This is a genomic window from Bradyrhizobium sp. UFLA05-89 (assembly GCF_059803475.1).
The window spans coordinates 1-16493 of sequence record NZ_JBANBA010000098.1; the positions used below are offsets into that span (position 1 = coordinate 1).

A 16493-nucleotide genomic window follows, 5' to 3' on the forward strand; every position below is an offset into this window, starting at 1 on the left:
ACTGCCGCATGGCCGAAAGCGGATGTGGCAGCCGCAAAACTCGGCCATGCGGCATAATCCCGCTTACGGCATAATGCACGCACTCATGCGCGAGCGTGGCCGCATAGCTCTCGGCGTCGCGGAAAGTCTCGAACGGCGGCATCTGGATGAGGTCGCGCGATGGCGCGAAGAACGCCTTGTCGCCGCCGTGCCGGATGCTCGCGCCGGTGTTGGCGAAGAACGCGTCCGCGTGCGCGATGCGCTGCGCCGGCGGCGTGCTCGGAACAGGGCGCGCGTAGTAGTGGTCGGGCAGGCCCTCGATCTGGTCGACGCAGAACACGGTGTAGGCCCGCAGGAACGGCACGGTCCGCTCGACGTCATCGCCCTTGTCGTCCGTCTCGGTCTTGGTGATCTTGTTAGCGTAGACAACCATCGTTCCGCTCTCACCCTTGCGGACGTGGCCGCCGAGTTCGAGAGATTGCTTGAATGTCATCCACATCGGCGAGGTGAAGCCGCGCGACAGGGCTTCCGACCACAGCAGCACGACGTTGATGCCCTGGTAGGGCATCCCGTTGTGGCGCAGCGGCCGCGTGATGCGCCCAGCTGCGCTGACCGTATTCCATGGCCTGACCCACGGCCGCACGCCGCGCTCCAGGTCCGCGACGATGCGATTGGTGATGCCCGCGTAGATGTCGGCGCGCGGCTTTCCTTCGTTCCTGCTCATTTCAACCTCCGTCTCGGAGGCCGCGCTTGCCGCGGCCCCTCACGGGGTCAGCCGCGGCGGCATCAGGCGCTCGCGCACCCGACCGGGCCGCAGCGCAGCGGAGGACGGCGCAGCCGTTGCGCGGGCGCCGTATCCGCCGCATGGACCACCGACCGGGAGGGGCCGCGCTGGCGCCACGCGCCGCTTTTCTCGTTGGCTTGCCGGCAACACGAAAAAGGGCCGGTCTCGCGACCAGCCCGCACAGCGACGACATGTGAAAGGCGGGACCGAAGCCCCGCCTTGATGTCTATTCGAAAGCCGCCATCTGGGTCGCGGCGGCCTTCTTGGTGACGGTTTCGCCGGCGTGCTCGACCTGTCGCTCGAAAGGCTTCCAGGCCTCACCAATGACCTGCTCATAGGCGGCGACGGCGCCCTCGGCCGCCATGCGGAGCGCATGCGCCTGGAGTCCCATGTCGGCCGCGAACTCGCGCTTGCGCTGCGCTTGGCTGTCGAAGCCGACGGGGCCGTCGAGGTCCTCGTCGCGTACGTCGTTGGCAAGCTTGGCGGTGGCTTCGCGCGCCTCGGTCACGGCGCGGGAGTAGAACTGGCCGGCCCCGTGGGCCGAACCAACGTAGGCGCCGACGATGCGCTGAAGGTGGATTTCCATCGCACGCTCGCTAAGGCCGTCCCTGAGGGCATCGGCGGTCTCGATGACGAGCCGCTCGTGCAGATCACGGATGCCGTCGCTGTCGAGGACCGCAAGGCCGAAGCTCTCGGAGATCCGCGACGTCTGCGCGGAGTCGGGGCAGGCGAGACGAACCATTTCGAGCGTCGCGCCGCGGCGGAGCGGAATGACAGGGGCACTGGCGCGAGAGGGGCGGGCGGTCTTGGTCATGATGAGATCCTTTCTCGGTTTCACCTTAGGAAGCGGTCGGGCTCTTGGCCGTTGCTCCCTCGGGTGCGGTCGACCAGAACCGGCCCCAGCGGGCTGCTTCAGGGGGCGGCGGCTGCCAGGGCGAGCATGGGCGGGCCAAAGGCCGAGCGGGCCTTTAGGCCTGCGAAGGACGCGGCCCCCATTGCGAGACTGCGGTTGCCGATCGCTTAGCGACTTGCCCTTGAAGCGGACCGCGGACGGTTCAGACCGCAGCACAAACCGAGGGAGTGACGGCCAACGGGCAGTGCCCTCCGAAACCGCGCGAGGTTGGGGCCAATCCGCTCCTCACTCCACGTCCCCAAACGATCTTTCGCGTACTCCGCTCGCGCGCGCGGATTCGTCACGCCCCCGATCTTTCACCGCCTCGGTGGGAGGCGCGACCGCGGGCTCGAAACTCTGCGATCGCCGTTTCCTGCCGATCGAGCTTTCGCGTGAGAGCGTCGATCTCGCCGCGGTGGGCCAGAGCGAGCTCCGCGACGTGCTGCTGAAACAGCCGCTCATCCGCGTTCGTCCAGCTCGAGGCGCTTCGGCCCTGCGGCCGGCGTTTCGCCCGATCGGTGATCGTCATCCGCTCGGCACGTGCCGCGATCTGGCGCTCGATGATGCCCAGATGGCGCTGCGTCTCGGCTTGCGCGATCTCCATGCGCGCGAGCAGAAGGCGTCGATCCAGGGGCTCGATCATCGCACCGTCCCGAGAGGCCACAAGGGCAGGGCGGACTTGTCTGGCGTGTCGTCGTGCGGAAGAGAGAATGCGATTATGGAGGAAAGGTCGTCGCCGGCAGTCATCCAGTCGACGAGCGCAAAATTGGCTCCGGCGTGCTTGCGCGTGCCTGGGTTAAGTATCCCGTCGAGAGCGTCGGCGACGGCGCTCTCTGGGTTGTTGTGCGCATGCACCAGAAGGTTCAGGGCGGATAGACGCGCTTTCATGACTGGACCTCCTGTCTGTCGGCACCGGTCGGGACTTGGCGCGGCGCGTGCACAGAGAGACGCGCGGCGTGTTTCCAGGCATCGACGCCGGTAAAATGCCGTCTGAGCAGCGGATGCCAGACGACCAGGACCGGCGTTTCGCCGTCTTCGTCAGTGGCCGTGCGCCAGCCGAAGGCTTTGGCAATGAGGCGCCAGGGCATGGGTCACCTCCATCCGACGAAGTCGGAGGGGCCGCCGTAGAGCTGGTGGCGTGCCTCGTCGATTACGAAGCCGAAGCCGCCGACGTGGTACTCGTTGGAGGGAACGAGGAAGCGGCGTTCCTCAGTTCCAGGCCCGCGTTTCCCGCCGAGCGTGGCGACGGTTTCGACGAAGCCGCTCGCGTGTTTGGATGTGATCGACGACACCACGATCCAGTCCCGCGCATGCGCCTGCTCGAAGCCGCGGCGACCCTTCTCGCGGGATTCGCCCGGCTGCAGGATTGTGCCGGAGATCGCCTCCCAGGCGTCCGGCCAGCTGTCCTTGATCGTCATCCCGGCGCAACGACGTTCGAACGCCGTAAAGAGATCCGGGAAGGTGATCGCGACAATCGCCCATTCGGCGTCTTCCTCGTACCATCCACACTTTGAGCGCAGCATGTGGTGGACGATGCGGTTTCGCTCAGCCGAGAGCTTGAAACCGCCGTGGCCAGCCGTGGAGTGCGACGCGACGCCCTCCGCGTAGACGGTCGAGCCCTGCGAGACGCCCCAAGGCGTGTGGGCGCGCGAATATTGCTCGATCCGGCCAAGAAGCCTGCGCTCGCGTTGATGCTCGGCGTTTTCGAAGACGCCGTTGCGAAACGCCGCCTCATCGGCGAGCTCGCCGGAATGTCCGTAGAAGTCGCCGCGCGTCCATTCGCCCATCGGGCGGTTGATGCGCCAGCCAGTCGCGAGAAAATGCCGGCCATCGCCGGCCGGAACCATGGCGAAAGCCATCTCGCCGACAAGCGCGGCAAGAAGGCCGTCAGCGCTGCGACCAAACGCGACGTCGTCGGAAGCAGGAAATGACGCGTTCATGCCGCGGTCCTCCCCTCGATGATATCGGCGCCGACCTCGTCGGCCGTTACTTGCTCCAGCACGGCGTGGGGATAGCCATGGCGTGTCAGCCACTCCTTCGCATCGGGCTCGTTGGTCGCGAGATAGACAAGCTCGGCGTCTTCGCTGGCGCGATCGAACACCCGGATCGAGCCGATCGCCGGACGTTCGACGATGGCAAAGTGGAGCTTCGACTCCAGCGAGAATGTCCGATGGACGCGCACGGCAATGACGCCGCCGGCACCGTAGTCGGCCTCATGCAGAGTGAAACAGGCCGATAGCGAGACATTCCCGACGTCCCGTCCACCCTGTTTGCGGATGAGGCGACCTCTGCTGTTGTTGGTCTGCCACGCGGCGAGCTTCTTCCTGAAGCGCGCCGGTGGCTGCGGCGTTCCGTCGGACCAGGCGACGATCGAGCCGATCGGTGCGTCGTCGATGATGGTGTGCGCGGACATCATGTCCTCCTTGTGTGAGCATGCGTGAAAACGAAACCGCCGCCGGGGTGACCGGCGGCGGTGGACCGTTCGGAGGAAAAGACGCGTCGAGCTATTCGGCCGCCTCCCTGAATGCCTCGGCTACTTCGTCAGAGAGCTCATCGCCGATGCCGGCTGTCTCCTCTTCGGCCCCGTCGTCATCTGCCGTCGTCGCGCTCGACGACAACCATTGCGAAAGCTTCGTGGCATCCGGCGCGAAGCGCGCGGAGGAATGGACGAAGTGTCCCTCCTTGAAGTGCTCGACGAGCGCGGCACGCGTGTCCTTCACGCGCTGGCGCGGCAGGACAGGGGTGTCCTTACACGATGCCTCGAGGGCAGGGCGCGACAGGCAGGAGAGGAAGTCCTCCGTGCCCATGTGCGGAAGGAAGCCATCCGCGCCTACCACTGCGCCGGCGATCCGGGCGACGATGCCGCTATTGGTGCCGTTCTCCCGGCAAGAGAAGACATCGACCAGCATGTTGCGCGCCGCGACACGAAGCGTATCCATGTCGAACGCGAGCTTGCCATCAGCGTCGAACAGCACCGCTACGTTCTTCGCCAAGCGGCTGTGGCCGTAATAGGTTCCACCGGCTCCCGTCGTCACGGAGACGTTCTGGCCCGCGAAGGCGAGGACCAGAAGCGCCATCAGCGTGTCGTCCTCGATCGGCGCGCGGCCAAGCGCCTCGCGCAGCGCGTCGGTGCGATAGTCGCCGATCATCTCGACGCCCTTGCGCGTCACGTCAGGACGGGGCCTGGAGATCTCGCCGACGTCGTCCGGAGCGTTGTCCGAACTAGTCGTGCCCTTGCCCTTCGGCTTCTTCGGCGCAGGCATGCGGTAGTGCACCGTCTGCACGCGGCCATCGCGGTCAAGATACATCGCCGTGCAGTCGGACTTCACCGGCTTGCCGTGGACGCGCTCGGCCTTCGGCGGCAGCTTCACCTCGCCGTAGTTGGTGGTCTCAGCAATGATGCCTTTCTTCGGCAGATTGGCCGTCATCCACTCCTGCTGCGCGCCGAGGAAAGCCTCGACGTCCGTCGTGTAACGGCTGTCCTCGTCGGCGGGCGCGAAGAGATCTTCAACCCAATGAATGCCATAAGCCTGCGCCAGGTCGTCGCCGAAGCTGGCGTGCCGAGCAAACATCCGGGTCTTCTGCAACGCTTGAGCGACACTCCACCACGAGACCTGCGGATCGGCCTTCGACGGCTTGTGCTTCTTCCAGACCTCCTTCTGCTCGTCGAGCGATGCGGCAGCTATCGTCCGGAGCTGGCGCTCGTCGGGCATATCGCCCTTGGCCATGTGATCGAGCATCGCTGGCAGCACGTTGGCCAGCAAACGAAGTTTCCTGATTTGACGCACCGGCAGCGCGAGCGCGACGCCGATTGCCTCCTCTGTCCAGGCGAGCGCGACCAGACGCTCGATTGCGCGCCACTGGTCGACCGGATTCAGCGCCTCACGGGCGATGTTCTCGACCATCGAGCGCATGGCGCCGTTGTCGTTCGCTGCCTCGTCGACCAACACGTCGATCTCTTCGAGGCCGGCGGCAATCGCCTGCTTCACACGACGGTGGCCTGCATTGATCAAGTAGCCGTTTCCGCCGCCGATTTCCGGCGTGATAACGGGCGGCTGCACGATGCCGACGGCCTTGATCGTGGCGAGCAGCAGCGCGTCGGCTTGCGGCGTCGACTTGGTCTGGCGCATGCGGTCCGGATTCTCCTTTAGCGCGCGCGGGTCGACCTTGATGAGTTGCATGGGAACGCTCCTTGGGGGTTGCGGACCGGCGCTGCCGGCCCTCTCTCGTCTTCTTCCCGAAGACATCCCCCGGCCCGCGGAGCGGGGCGGGCCGGCGCAACCGCGGCCGAGCATCCCTGCCCGGCAGCACCAGCAGGGCCGAAGCCCTGCGCAGGATGACCGGCCCGGATCGCGCAGGCGGCGGTTGAGCGCGAGCGTCGGCGGCCCGCTCGATCTGCGAACGGGCCTATTCCCTTCCTCTCTTCCCTTTCTTTCATTCAGGCGGCCGCAGCCAGCTGGCCAGCGCTATCGCCGTCCTCCGCCAAGGCTGTATCCACCTCAGCGAGCTGCTGGCGCTTTTCGGAAAGCTCGCCGGTGAAGGCGAAGTCCCCGCCGTCGCGGGACTGGTAGGAGGCAAGCCGTCGGCGGGCATCCGCCAAACGCTGGCGGTAGCGCTCCCGCTCACCCTCGAAGTCGCTCAGCGCGTGCTCGAGGCGGGCGACCGCACCGAGCGGCGTCACGGTCATCGGCAACTCGGTCTCGTACCCAGCACCGGTTAGCAGGAGCATCGTGGTGTAGCGATAGCCGTCGCGGCCGACGCGCTCTCCGCTGTACGCAACGTCGAACCCGCCGATCGAAGCGATAACGGTCTCGCCTTCCTGCTGAAGCTGGACCAGCGTCAGGATTTCCTTCATCAATGCGCGTCCAGCGAGCTTGCGTTCCATATACGGCGCTCCAGTCACGGACATGCTGAACGCACCGCCAGCGGTCGGTGTGAGGCGCTCGATGTCCTGCCCGATCTCGCTGATCCGGCGGGCTGAGAGCTGAATGTCGCGCTCGGCATCGCGCATCTGGCGCCGCACCGCATGCTGGTCGTCGATGTGCGCGGCCCGCAGACGTTCGAGCCGCGCGATGTCGGCCTCGAGGCCAGCCTTCTGCATCAGGCGCGGGTCGCCCGAGGCAATCGCCTTCGCCATGGCGAACTGGTTGGCCTGGCTTTCACCCATGTCCTCAAGCCGGCGGATCGAAGTGTCGCCGGAGAGCGCGGCGGCGACAAAGCGGGCCTTGCGCTCGTTGTTCTGCCACATCTGCGCATCGAGGCTGCCTTCGGTCGCGTAGGCGAAGATATCGACCTCGTCATGCTGGTTACCCTGCCGCACGATGCGGCCCTCGCGCTGCTCGATCTGCGAGGGCAGCCAGGGCACATCGAGGTGGTGCAGAGCCTTCAAGCGAAGCTGGGCGTTGACGCCGGTGCCCATCGTGTCGGAGGAGCCGATCAGGAAGCGGACCTTGCCGGCGCGCACATCGCCGAACAGCCGCTGCTTCGCCTCGGACTTCTTGTAGTCTTGCATGAAGGCGATTTCGCAAGTCGGCACGCCCATGCGGACGAGCTCATCGCGGATCCAGCGATAGGCGGAGAAGCCGCGGCTCTTCTCGACGCTGATCGTGCCGAGGTCGGAGAAGATCATCTGCGCCGCGCCGGGCAACTCGAAGTGTTTTCCGTCCGTGCGCACGTAGTTGTTCGCGGCCGTCTCGCTCCAGATGCGGAAGGCGTTGCCGACCAGCAGGTTCAGCTTGTTGTTGGCTTCATTGTCGTTGTCCGGGTCCACCAGGCGCAGGTCGATGGCCGCGTGGCGGCCGTCGGTAATGACCGACAGCAGGATGTCGTCGCCGGGCTCCGGTGCGCGGTCGCGCTCCTCAATCGCCTTGATGCGCTCACCGAGCAGGGTCTGGTAGCGCTTGAACGCTGGCGACGGCTTCGCGGTCAGGATCTGCCGTTTTCCGGTCGATATGGCTGGCACTTTCACGTACTGGCGCAGGTCCTCAGGCATCACCACGTCCGCGAAGGAGCGGAACATGGCGATCAGCTCCGGCACGTTGACGAAGGTGGCGAACCGCGTGACCGGCTTGTATTTGCCCGAGGGCTGGAGCTCGAGTTCGGTCGTAACATCGCCGAACGTGCTCGCCCAGGCGTCGAACTCATGCAGCCCGCGCTCCGATAGCGCGGCATGTCCGAGATAGCGCAGCACCGAAAACATCTCGCCGAGCGTGTTGGTGATCGGCGTACCGGAAGCGAGCACCATCGCACGACCCGGGTTCTTCGTCTCGATGAAGCGCGACTTGACGTAGAGGTCCCAGGCGCGCTGCGAACCGTTGGGGTCGACGCCCTTCAGCGTCGACATATTGGTGGCGAAGGAGAGCTTCCTGAACTCTTGCGCCTCGTCGACGATGATCTGGTCGACGCCGATCTCGGAGATGGTCAGAAGGTCGTCCTTGCGGGTTGCCAGCGATTCTAGCCGTTCCTGCAAGCCCTCCTTCAAGCGCTCGAGGCGCTTGCGCGAGACGCGGTCGTCGCTGTCCCCTTCATCAGGAGCTGCTCGTAGAGCTCGAGTTCGCCCTGGATCATCTGCTGCTCGAAGGCCGAGGGCACGCTGATGAAGCGGAACGCCGAATGGGTGATGATAATCGCGTCCCAGGTCGCTGTCGCGGCGCGCGACAGGAAGCGGTACCGCTTGTCCTTGGTGAAGTTGGTTTCGTCGGCGACCAGGATGCGCGCGTTCGGGTAGAGTGCAAGGAACTCGCGGGCCGCCTGCGCCAGGCAGTGGCCGGGCACGACGAGCATCGCCTTGGCGACGAGGCCGAGCCTGCGCTGCTCCATGACTGCGGCGGCCATCGTCATAGTCTTGCCGGCGCCGACGGCGTGGGCGAGATAGGTCGAGCCCGCGGCGATGATGCGCCAAATGCCGCGCTTCTGGTGCCCATATAGTACAAAGGCGCCAGAGGCGCCGGGTAACTTCAGGTGCGAGCCGTCGAACGCACTGGGCGCGATGTTGTTGAAGCGGTCGTTGTAGACGCGCGCCAGCCGGTCGGTGCGATCGGGGTCGGACCAGATCCAGCGCTGGAAGGCATCCTTGATCTTCTGCAGCTTGGTCTTTGCTGCTTCCGTGTCGACGACGTTGAGCACGCGCCGCTCGCTGTCGCCGTCCTTGATTGTGTCGAAGATCTGCGGCACCCGGCTGTTCAGTGCATCGGCGAGCAACTCGCCTGCGTGCCGGCGGTCCGTGCCCCATTCCGACGTACCGGCCGCCATCCATCCGAGCTGCCGGGCTTCCACGGTCCACGACGCCAATTCCGGCATGTGGTGGATCCTGATCTCGGCGTCCATCGTCTCCTTGACGAAGGCGACGATGTCGGTGGCCGGAATCCAGGGTGCGCCGAGACGCGCAGTGATATCGGACGGCTTGAGGTCGGCGGGCTGCACGGCTTGCAGCGCCTTGACATTGCGTTCGTAGGACGCATCGAGCGCAGCCGCGGCCTCCGCAGCCCTCAGCTTGTCACGGACGGGACCGGAGAGGTAGGAGTCGGCTGTCTGCCACGAGCCGTCCGCAGGATCGCGGAAGACCGCGCTGCCGAGTTCGGCGACGACGTCGTCGCATTCGCAGTGCAGCAGCTCGGCGACGTGGTCGATGTCGACGTGTCCGCGCTCGTTGAGCACGACGGCCAGCGCATCGGCCGCGCTGCCGATGACGGGCGGAGCCGGCGGCGCGATCACCCGCTCGGTGAAGATCGGACCGGGCTTCGCGGTGTTGGTCTCGAGGTCGTAGTCCTCGATCGAGGCGACGAGCCAGCAGTCGGGGTCATCGAGGAAGGGCTGGATGTTCGGCCGGCGATGCGTCTCGCGCACCTCGCTGGTCTCTTCGTCTTCCGTCATGGAGACGGTCGTGAAGTTGATGGGGCCGAAGTCGCGGACGAAGTTCGACCAGGCGATGCGCAGCCTGACCTGCGCGTCTTTCCACGGCTGGTCGAGCTCCTGCGCTTTCAACACCTCACGGACTGCATCGCGGACCGGGATCAACTTCCGAATGACGCGAACATGCTTCTCGGGAATGCCCTCGGCCATGCGCCCCTTACGGGCCTTCACGGCGATAGGCACGCCGTCGAGGACTTGCATCAGGCCGTGGGCCTTGTCGAAGAAATAGCTGCCTTCGCGCACATGCCGATCAGTCGGCAGATCTAGCACGCTCTGATCATCCGCATCCTCCAGATCGGGCTCGATCACATCGGGCTCGCCGTCGTAGCGGTCTACGGGAAGGAGACCGACTGCGGCAGCGAGCCTCGCTTCGAGATCCTCGTCCTCGTGCGGCAGGCATGTATAGACCTCGCCGAAGGGACCGGAGGCGAGGGTGTGCGTGCCGAGCACAAACGCCGGGTGCTTCGCAAACCAAAGGTTCACGCGGATCGCGCCTTCGTCTTCTGTTGCCGGCCGCACCTCGTCGACATCGAGCCACGACAGATTGCCTTCCGGGTCGCCGATCTTGCGCTTGCGGAAGAACAGGATGTCGACGACGACGTCGGTACCGGAGCTGGCGCGAAAACTCCCTTCGGGCAGCCGGATCGCCGCGATCAGGTCGGCCGACTTCGCGATATGCTCGCGCGCCGACGCGTCGGTCTTGTCCAGCGTGCCCGAGCTCGTGACGAAGGCGGCCAGCGCCCCCGGTTTTAGGAGGTCGATCGCACGCGCGATGAAATAATCGTGCAACCGCAGCCCCATAGACCGATATGCGCGGTCGGAACGCACGGTGCGGTCAGAGAACGGCGGATTCCCGATGGCGAGATCGAAATTCCCAGGCAATTCGGTGCGCGCGAAGTCTCCGGTCACGATCCGCGCCCGCGGCTGCAACAGGCGCGCGATGCGCGCCGTAACGGGATCCAGCTCGATACCGGTGACGTGCGAGACCTCCCGAAGTCCTTCCGGCATCAGCGCGGGAAACAGCCCGTTGCCGATGCCGGGCTCGAGCACGCGGCCGCCGCGCCAGCCGAGGCGACGCAGGCTTGCCCAGATCGCGCGGACGATGAACTCAGGCGTGAAGTGCGCATACTGGGTGCAGCGCGCGAGCGAGGCGTGGTCGAGATCGCCGACGGCATCCTCCAGCTCCGCTCCGATCGCCTCCCAGCCCTTGCGGAATTCCGCCTCGCCCGGGCGCCGGAATACGAAGTTGGCAAGATCGGAGGCTCCGAATCCGATGAAGCGGATCAGTTGCTCCTGCTCTTCGAGAGTCGCTGCACGTCCGTCGGCATGGATCGCCGCGGCGAGCCGGATCGCCACGATGTTGTCGCGGGCGCGGTCCTTCCATCCCTTGGCCAGGGCGCGCTCACCCGCGAGATGGAAGTTCGTCTCGCGCTCTCGCGGAGCGGATGAAGCAGAGCGTGTGACCGCCGCGACCGGAAGCGATGGGGCCGGCGTCGACGGATCAGGATCCTCGCCGTCGTCCGGGTCGTCGGTGATGCCGCCGGCGAAGGCGGTGACGCCGAGGCCAGAGGAAAGGGCGGAACTGTTGAAGAGGTCGAGGGTGAAGGGATCGTCTTGAGCCATTGAAAATTGTCCTTGAGATGAGGGCACGTGCCGTCGTCCCGCCAAGCTGCCTCGGCGGGTGCGGGTGGTCGCCAGAGCCCGGGCTTCTCGCCCTTACCCGGTTTTTGGCCGTAATAGGGATTGCGGAACCCGCCGTTGGCGGCGGCGTCGGACTTTCCGCGTTCGATAACCCTGCGGACGGCGGGGATGGGGAATGTGAACATTGCGCTCTCCCTTACGCCGCGATCGCGTCGGGAAGGTAGCGCAGGTGCACCGGCAGCTTCGCTGAAATCTCCGCCTCGGTGAGCTCGTCGAGCAGCTTCAGCAAGGTGCCGCGCTGACCACCGTAGAGCAGCACTGTGCGCTTGCCACATTGATGATGGGCCCATCGCTCGCCGGCGTAGCCGCGGTAATCGTCGTGCGTACTCGACCAGATGTGCTCAAGCCGCTCTTCGCGCGTCATCGCCGTCACAGGCCGCGATTCTCGTTCGAGGATCGCAGTGCGCATCCGGTCGGGGGAAGAGCGCTCCGAGAGATTGCAATAGCCGTGGAAGTGACGGACGCAACGGCCGATCGTCAACGCGAAGAAGACGCTGGTGACGCTGCCCGTGAGGAATTCGCGCATCGCGAACATCCCACTGCGCATCCAAAGTGGCGGCAGGATCTCGAGCATGTAGTCGTATTCGATTTGGCCAATCTCAAACCATTCGCCCGAATAGAGCGCGGTCGCATCGACTTCGGGGCGGTTCGGCCTCTGTGAATGGCGATCGAACATCCGGAACATCTGCCGGCGGTCGGCGATGCCTTGATAGACCTTGCGGGTTGGAGAGGGGATCATGGGAGGGCTCCTTTCAGCCTCGTCGGACTGAAGCGCGGCTCACCCCTTCGGTTCGCCATCTTCTTCAGCTCTTGACTCCTTCTTCGCGGCCGCCTCTCCGGTCCGGAGGGTCAAGGGCCGCGTAGCGGGCGAAGCCTCCCTTGACGCGCCGGCCGGGCATGCGGCACGTCATTCCTCATTTCCCGTTTTCCTTTCGCGCTCTTCCTGTCTATTCCGCTCGGAATCTCATCCGCTTGCTCAGCCTCGCAGGACACCCCCGGTGACCGACTTCTCCCGGACATCATGGTGATCATTGATTGGCGGCGAACAGCTCCTCAACCGGTCCGCCAAGCAGACCTCTTAGATCTTCGTTCCAGTCAATGGCTTGCGGTCGTGATCGCGTACATTCAATGCCAGTTTCGCCGGCAATTCTGAGAATACGCTCGGCGTAGACGTCACCTTGCCGATTGTTGTCGGTCGCAGCCACAAGCCGAACGTTCGCGCGCTCAGCCAAACGGCGGATGGCTTGCTCCGTGGCCGCCGACCAGCCACCACCGGTGCTGACGTACAGCGTGTGGGAGCGCTGCACTTCGATCGCAGCCAGGCTCATGGCATCGATCGCAGCTTCGGTGATGCAAATCCGCTCAGCGCCCGTCGGCCCGAAACGAAAGGAGTTCTTTGGTCCCGGCGGTGGCGAAAGCGCGCCAGTGCGGACCACGCTCTTCCCAACAAATGATGTGGCCGGCAAGATCATCATGTGCCGCCCACATGCTACCTTGCGGGCCCTCCCGCAGCCGACCTTGAGCAACCGCGGCGGCGATAATGGTGTCGGGAATGCAGCGCCGTTCGGAGAGATAGTTCCAGGTCGCCGAGCCAGGCCTTGGCGGTCGCCGGCGGGCCCATCGGCTGACGATGGATGCTGTTGCCGCCGGTTTGAGTGCTCGCTTCCAGACCGGCGCGGTCACAACGAAGCCGACAAGCGCAGCGACGCGATCGCAGGCTTCAGGGAATCCGTTCGCGCCAAGGTGCTTTGCGAGATCGAAGACATCCCCCTTGGCAGGCGACAACGGATCGAACCAACCGCGTCCTTCGTGGATGACAATGATGATGTCGGCACCGCTCCGGTATTTGAGCGCCCGTCGTGTACTTTCCTTCAAGTCGATTTTCCACCCATCGTTCTCAAGCACGGCGGCGCAAGCCACCTTGCTGCGCAACTCTTCAATGTCCTTCTTTTCCATATTTCCTCCGAGCGCACCCGACGCGTCACCCGGCCCTTTCTTCAGTTGTCTTCTGATCCCCGTAGCTCGGATTGAGGCCGGCCGGCCGCGAAGCCTTGCCGGAGGCAAGGGCGCACTGACGGCGGTCCAGCACATGGGATTCCGTGTGCGGCGGAGCCTCCCTTGCCGCCGGCAGGGCGCCAGCGGCACACCGGTTACTCGGCTCAATGAGCCGGGGACCAAGGGTCGTACTCGTGCACGATGGCATCCTCTTCGCCGTCGTATTCGCTTGAAACCATGACGCCGAATTCGGCGTCGACCTGGAAGAGAACGACTGGGACCATCAGGGTGCGGGCAAGATCGAAAGCGTGATCCTGGGCGAGGGTGAGATTCTGCGACATTGTGCGGCTCCCGTTTGCGGCGGGGACCATCCCCGCTCGACAGGCGCCGATGTGTTCGGGAGCGGCCGCGGTCACCTCGCAAGCGAAGCCGAAGAGGTCGCACGCTTGCGTAGCGAACCCCTCGCGGGTTGATCGTAGAAGGCCTCACCCGAACCAAGGAAAGCCCATTCGAGAGCGGGGAGTTCCTCCTTCCGGAAGCGAGATGCCGAACGTCATAGCTTCGCCCGGGGATGCTCCGCGGCACGTAGTCTTTATCAATCGAACGACCGGTATCTGTCAGCGAGGCGGGGGCAGCCAAGTTGCGACGGAGTCTTGTTCGTTGCGCCGGTAGAGGTCGCGTGGTCGGGCTTGCAAGATCACAGAAGCGGGTGAACTCGTCGTGAAACTGCACCAGCCCCGGCCAGCTTTTCGTGTAGCGATCTACCTCTTGCGTCAGGGATGGACGCCCGCAAGGGGGAAGACCGCTCGCGGGCTTCAGCGAAGCCGTCAGCCCGGCCCGCAAGGGCGACGCCCTCACGCTTCCTAAATTGATCTAGCCACTCACCCTCTGTCGTCAGCCCGTTGTTCGCCCCCTCAACCGATAAAGGGCCTCAAAACCAGTGGACACCAGGGATATTGAACCGCGCGAAGCCGGCCTAACGGCTCGACCTGCGACATTCAGAGCAACCCTTGCCGGAGGGCGAGCGCTACGGCATGCGGAAGAGTCAGGGCAGAAAGATTACGTCTGGCATTATCCAGATGAAACTTCACGCCGCGAGGCGAGACGCCAAGCAGCTGCGCTATGTCCTGCATCGTCCTGCCGTCGGACGTCCACGCAAGACATTGGCGCTCGCGGTGCGTTAGCGGAATTCCCTCCCGGCTGCTAAAGTGAGCGAGATCAATCCTTGCCCTCACATGGGCGTGGTAATTGATCGCCACCATCTGCAGAAGACCCTGCGACGTCTCAATGAAGCGGTCGAGCCCAAGACTGCGATCGTCTACAGCCAATGTGAACGCAGCGAACTGGCTCTGCCCGGCCGGTATCTGAATCGTCAGGCCCGTCCGAATTCTGAAGCTCAGCGCGTCATCAAACATCCGACGCTCCCTTGGTGACTTTGCGCTTCGAGCATCGAGACCGTCCCAAAGAGCCATCGGAGCCACGATCCGCGGCTTCTGAAGAACGGGATCAATTTGATCGTAGCCCTCTTGGAAATAATGGTCGGTCCATCGCTTCGGATAGGACGAGATTAGATGCGACCCATGAGCCTGGCGCCCAAAATAGGCAAACCATCGGAATCCCCATGCGTGCGCTGCTCGCTCCGCCACGCGTCTAAAGTCGTCTTCAGTGATGGCTGTTTGAAGACCTTCCAAAAACTCACTGTAGGCTCGTTCGACATTTTTTTTCATCGCACCCCTGTTGCTTTTCGCGATTCATACGAGGTATTCCCGCATTGCGTGTAGCGATGTATTGAGAGGTTGCGGCAGCTTTGGGGCGAGACATACTCTGAAACGACCCTGTCACATCTGACAGAGCAACATCGTGATTGCCGCTGCTTTGTTGGCTCCAACGCTTAATGATTCGCGTCTGGAGAAGCACAATGAAGGTCTTTTCGCTCTCGCGTTCCGCACTTTTGAATCATTCTGATTTGATGTTGGGGATGCACCGTCTGCGTCGGCGCGTCTTCAGGGAGCGCTTGGATTGGGACGTCTCAATCACCGACGGACTCGAGATCGACCAATACGACACTCTGGCACCGACATATCTATTGGTCGTCGATCAACGAAGTGTTGTCGGTTGTGTCCGCCTCCTGCCGACCACCGGACGCAACATGCTGGCAAACACGTTTCCGGTTCTGCTGGACGGCCGGGATGCTCCGAACAGTACCACGATCTGGGAAAGCTCAAGATTCTGCGTCGACACCCAGACCTTGGAAAGTCCAACCACGAATGGGCTGAAGAACGCAACGTTTCTGCTCTTCGCTGCCATGATCGAATGGGGCCAGCAACATGATCTCCGAGCAATCGTAACCGTCACTGACTTGCGCATGGAACGCATCTTGCGGCGAGCTGGATGGCACTTGGATCGTATCGGCTCTCCTCGGCAAGTCGGCAGCACCAAGGCCGTCGCCGGATTGTTGCCCGTCACCGAAAGTGCGCTCCGAGCGGTTCAAGAAGCCGGGAACATTCACGAACGCACAATCATCACGCCGTCAAGTATCGCGCTCGCAGCATAGCCGTCGCCCCTCCACTTTCTCTGACACTCGCCAAAAGGTTCCAGAATGGATCCGACAGCTTTCGCGGCAATGATCGAACGGTGCGCTCCAACGGCGGCCTACATTCAGCCGTTGACCGCAATCGTAAAGCAAGCAAGCGCCTTTGAGCCGCTACTCATCACCATTGCCCAGCGCAAACCGATCCCAATTCAGGCATCCGATCGCAGCGAGGCCATTGAACTTGCGACCGAGGCGTTATCGAGCGGCCAAGCCACCCGAACCGGCCTCGCTCAACTCGATGCTAGGGACATGCGGGAAGCAGGCCTCACGGTCACTACGACGTTTGATGCGTGCAAGCACATCGCCTTGAGCAGATTGTTCGAGGCCCGGCTGCGAACCGCACAGGCGACGAAAACCAATCACGACCAGGCAATTGCCAGCGTCATAGCCAGCTTCACAGCCGCTGCTACCGCATCGAAGCCCCCTACGAAGCCGGCTGCATCCGCCACGATTACTGCCCCTCCGGGCGCTGACGCGGGGACGATGGACACATCGGCAGGACCCAGCACCGCGCCACGCTGGGACGTCTATCGCGCGGGGATCGGCGAGTCAGCGCTCGTCTACAAGCGCTGAATGCGTCACTTCACCGCAACGGGCGTCGCGCACCCCAGCCTTTCCAACAACCTGCAATTGGAGCT

Annotated in this window: 13 protein-coding genes and 3 pseudogenes; 2 read left to right on the forward strand and 14 right to left on the reverse strand. The window is 64.1% G+C overall.

Annotation, left to right across the window (positions count from 1 at the left end; genetic code table 11):
• The 14 genes and pseudogenes from SO139_RS34985 to SO139_RS35050 form a co-directional block, all read right to left on the reverse strand.
• On the reverse strand, positions 1-703 hold a 703-nt coding region (locus SO139_RS34985), incomplete at its 3' end, for an ArdC family protein (RefSeq protein ID WP_498541445.1).
• A gap of 286 nt (positions 704-989) precedes the next feature.
• Entirely contained in the window at positions 990-1577 is a 588-nt protein-coding gene (locus tag SO139_RS34990) for a hypothetical protein (RefSeq protein WP_498541446.1), read from the reverse strand.
• Between the two features lie 379 nt (positions 1578-1956).
• Positions 1957-2298 (reverse strand): hypothetical protein, encoded by a 342-nt coding sequence (locus SO139_RS34995; RefSeq protein WP_474801196.1) that lies wholly within the window; start codon positions 2296-2298, stop codon positions 1957-1959.
• Positions 2295-2543 carry a hypothetical protein gene (locus SO139_RS35000; RefSeq protein WP_474801198.1) on the reverse strand — a complete coding sequence of 83 codons (249 nt, stop codon included), beginning with the start codon at positions 2541-2543 and terminating at the stop codon, positions 2295-2297. Before SO139_RS35000 ends, SO139_RS34995 begins: the two co-directional genes overlap by 4 nt.
• Positions 2540-2743, reverse strand: a complete 204-nt coding sequence (locus tag SO139_RS35005; RefSeq protein ID WP_498541447.1) for a hypothetical protein — start codon at positions 2741-2743, stop codon at positions 2540-2542. Before SO139_RS35005 ends, SO139_RS35000 begins: the two co-directional genes overlap by 4 nt.
• Before the next feature lie 3 nt (positions 2744-2746).
• The gene (locus SO139_RS35010; protein WP_498541448.1) at positions 2747-3595 is read right to left on the reverse strand and encodes a DUF7007 domain-containing protein; all 849 of its coding nucleotides are present in this window, start codon (positions 3593-3595) and stop codon (positions 2747-2749) included.
• Positions 3592-4068, reverse strand: a complete 477-nt coding sequence (locus SO139_RS35015) for a UCP036055 family protein (RefSeq protein ID WP_498541449.1) — start codon at positions 4066-4068, stop codon at positions 3592-3594. Before SO139_RS35015 ends, SO139_RS35010 begins: the two co-directional genes overlap by 4 nt.
• A gap of 91 nt (positions 4069-4159) precedes the next feature.
• Entirely contained in the window at positions 4160-5836 is a 1677-nt protein-coding gene (locus SO139_RS35020) for a ParB/RepB/Spo0J family partition protein (RefSeq protein WP_498541450.1), read from the reverse strand.
• Between the two features lie 257 nt (positions 5837-6093).
• Positions 6094-11189: pseudogene (locus SO139_RS35025) on the reverse strand (helicase-like domain-containing protein).
• A 71-nt stretch (positions 11190-11260) separates the two neighbouring features.
• Positions 11261-11392, reverse strand: a pseudogene (locus tag SO139_RS35030) (DUF3085 domain-containing protein); the annotation flags it as partial.
• Positions 11393-11403: 11 nt separating this feature from the next.
• Positions 11404-12006: a DUF1419 domain-containing protein gene (locus tag SO139_RS35035; RefSeq protein WP_474801208.1), complete on the reverse strand. Its 603-nt coding sequence runs from the start codon at positions 12004-12006 to the stop codon at positions 11404-11406.
• A gap of 289 nt (positions 12007-12295) precedes the next feature.
• Positions 12296-13223 (reverse strand): annotated as a pseudogene (locus SO139_RS35040) (DUF3991 and toprim domain-containing protein).
• 203 nt (positions 13224-13426) lie between these two features.
• Entirely contained in the window at positions 13427-13603 is a 177-nt protein-coding gene (locus SO139_RS35045) for a hypothetical protein (RefSeq protein WP_498541451.1), read from the reverse strand.
• Between the two features lie 657 nt (positions 13604-14260).
• Positions 14261-14989, reverse strand: a complete 729-nt coding sequence (locus SO139_RS35050) for an autoinducer binding domain-containing protein (RefSeq protein ID WP_474801214.1) — start codon at positions 14987-14989, stop codon at positions 14261-14263.
• A 191-nt stretch (positions 14990-15180) separates the two neighbouring features.
• Here SO139_RS35050 and SO139_RS35055 point away from each other — a divergent pair, with 191 nt between their 5' ends.
• Both SO139_RS35055 and SO139_RS35060 read left to right on the forward strand, forming a co-directional pair.
• Positions 15181-15816 (forward strand): acyl-homoserine-lactone synthase, encoded by a 636-nt coding sequence (locus SO139_RS35055; RefSeq protein WP_474801216.1) that lies wholly within the window; start codon positions 15181-15183, stop codon positions 15814-15816.
• 45 nt (positions 15817-15861) lie between these two features.
• Positions 15862-16428, forward strand: a complete 567-nt coding sequence (locus SO139_RS35060; protein WP_498541452.1) for a lysozyme family protein — start codon at positions 15862-15864, stop codon at positions 16426-16428.
• The last annotated feature ends 65 nt before the right edge of the window (positions 16429-16493 follow it).

Coding starts and splice junctions, on each gene's coding strand:
- SO139_RS35035 (WP_474801208.1), bottom strand. CDS start 12,006: ATGATCCCCTCTCCAACCCGCAAGGTCTATCAAGGCATCGCCGACCGC.
- SO139_RS35010 (WP_498541448.1), bottom strand. CDS start 3,595: ATGAACGCGTCATTTCCTGCTTCCGACGACGTCGCGTTTGGTCGCAGC.
- SO139_RS35050 (WP_474801214.1), bottom strand. CDS start 14,989: ATGAAAAAAAATGTCGAACGAGCCTACAGTGAGTTTTTGGAAGGTCTT.
- SO139_RS35060 (WP_498541452.1), top strand. CDS start 15,862: ATGGATCCGACAGCTTTCGCGGCAATGATCGAACGGTGCGCTCCAACG.
- SO139_RS34990 (WP_498541446.1), bottom strand. CDS start 1,577: ATGACCAAGACCGCCCGCCCCTCTCGCGCCAGTGCCCCTGTCATTCCG.
- SO139_RS35055 (WP_474801216.1), top strand. CDS start 15,181: ATGAAGGTCTTTTCGCTCTCGCGTTCCGCACTTTTGAATCATTCTGAT.
- SO139_RS35005 (WP_498541447.1), bottom strand. CDS start 2,743: ATGCCCTGGCGCCTCATTGCCAAAGCCTTCGGCTGGCGCACGGCCACT.
- SO139_RS35020 (WP_498541450.1), bottom strand. CDS start 5,836: ATGCAACTCATCAAGGTCGACCCGCGCGCGCTAAAGGAGAATCCGGAC.
- SO139_RS35045 (WP_498541451.1), bottom strand. CDS start 13,603: ATGTCGCAGAATCTCACCCTCGCCCAGGATCACGCTTTCGATCTTGCC.
- SO139_RS35015 (WP_498541449.1), bottom strand. CDS start 4,068: ATGTCCGCGCACACCATCATCGACGACGCACCGATCGGCTCGATCGTC.
- SO139_RS35000 (WP_474801198.1), bottom strand. CDS start 2,543: ATGAAAGCGCGTCTATCCGCCCTGAACCTTCTGGTGCATGCGCACAAC.
- SO139_RS34995 (WP_474801196.1), bottom strand. CDS start 2,298: ATGATCGAGCCCCTGGATCGACGCCTTCTGCTCGCGCGCATGGAGATC.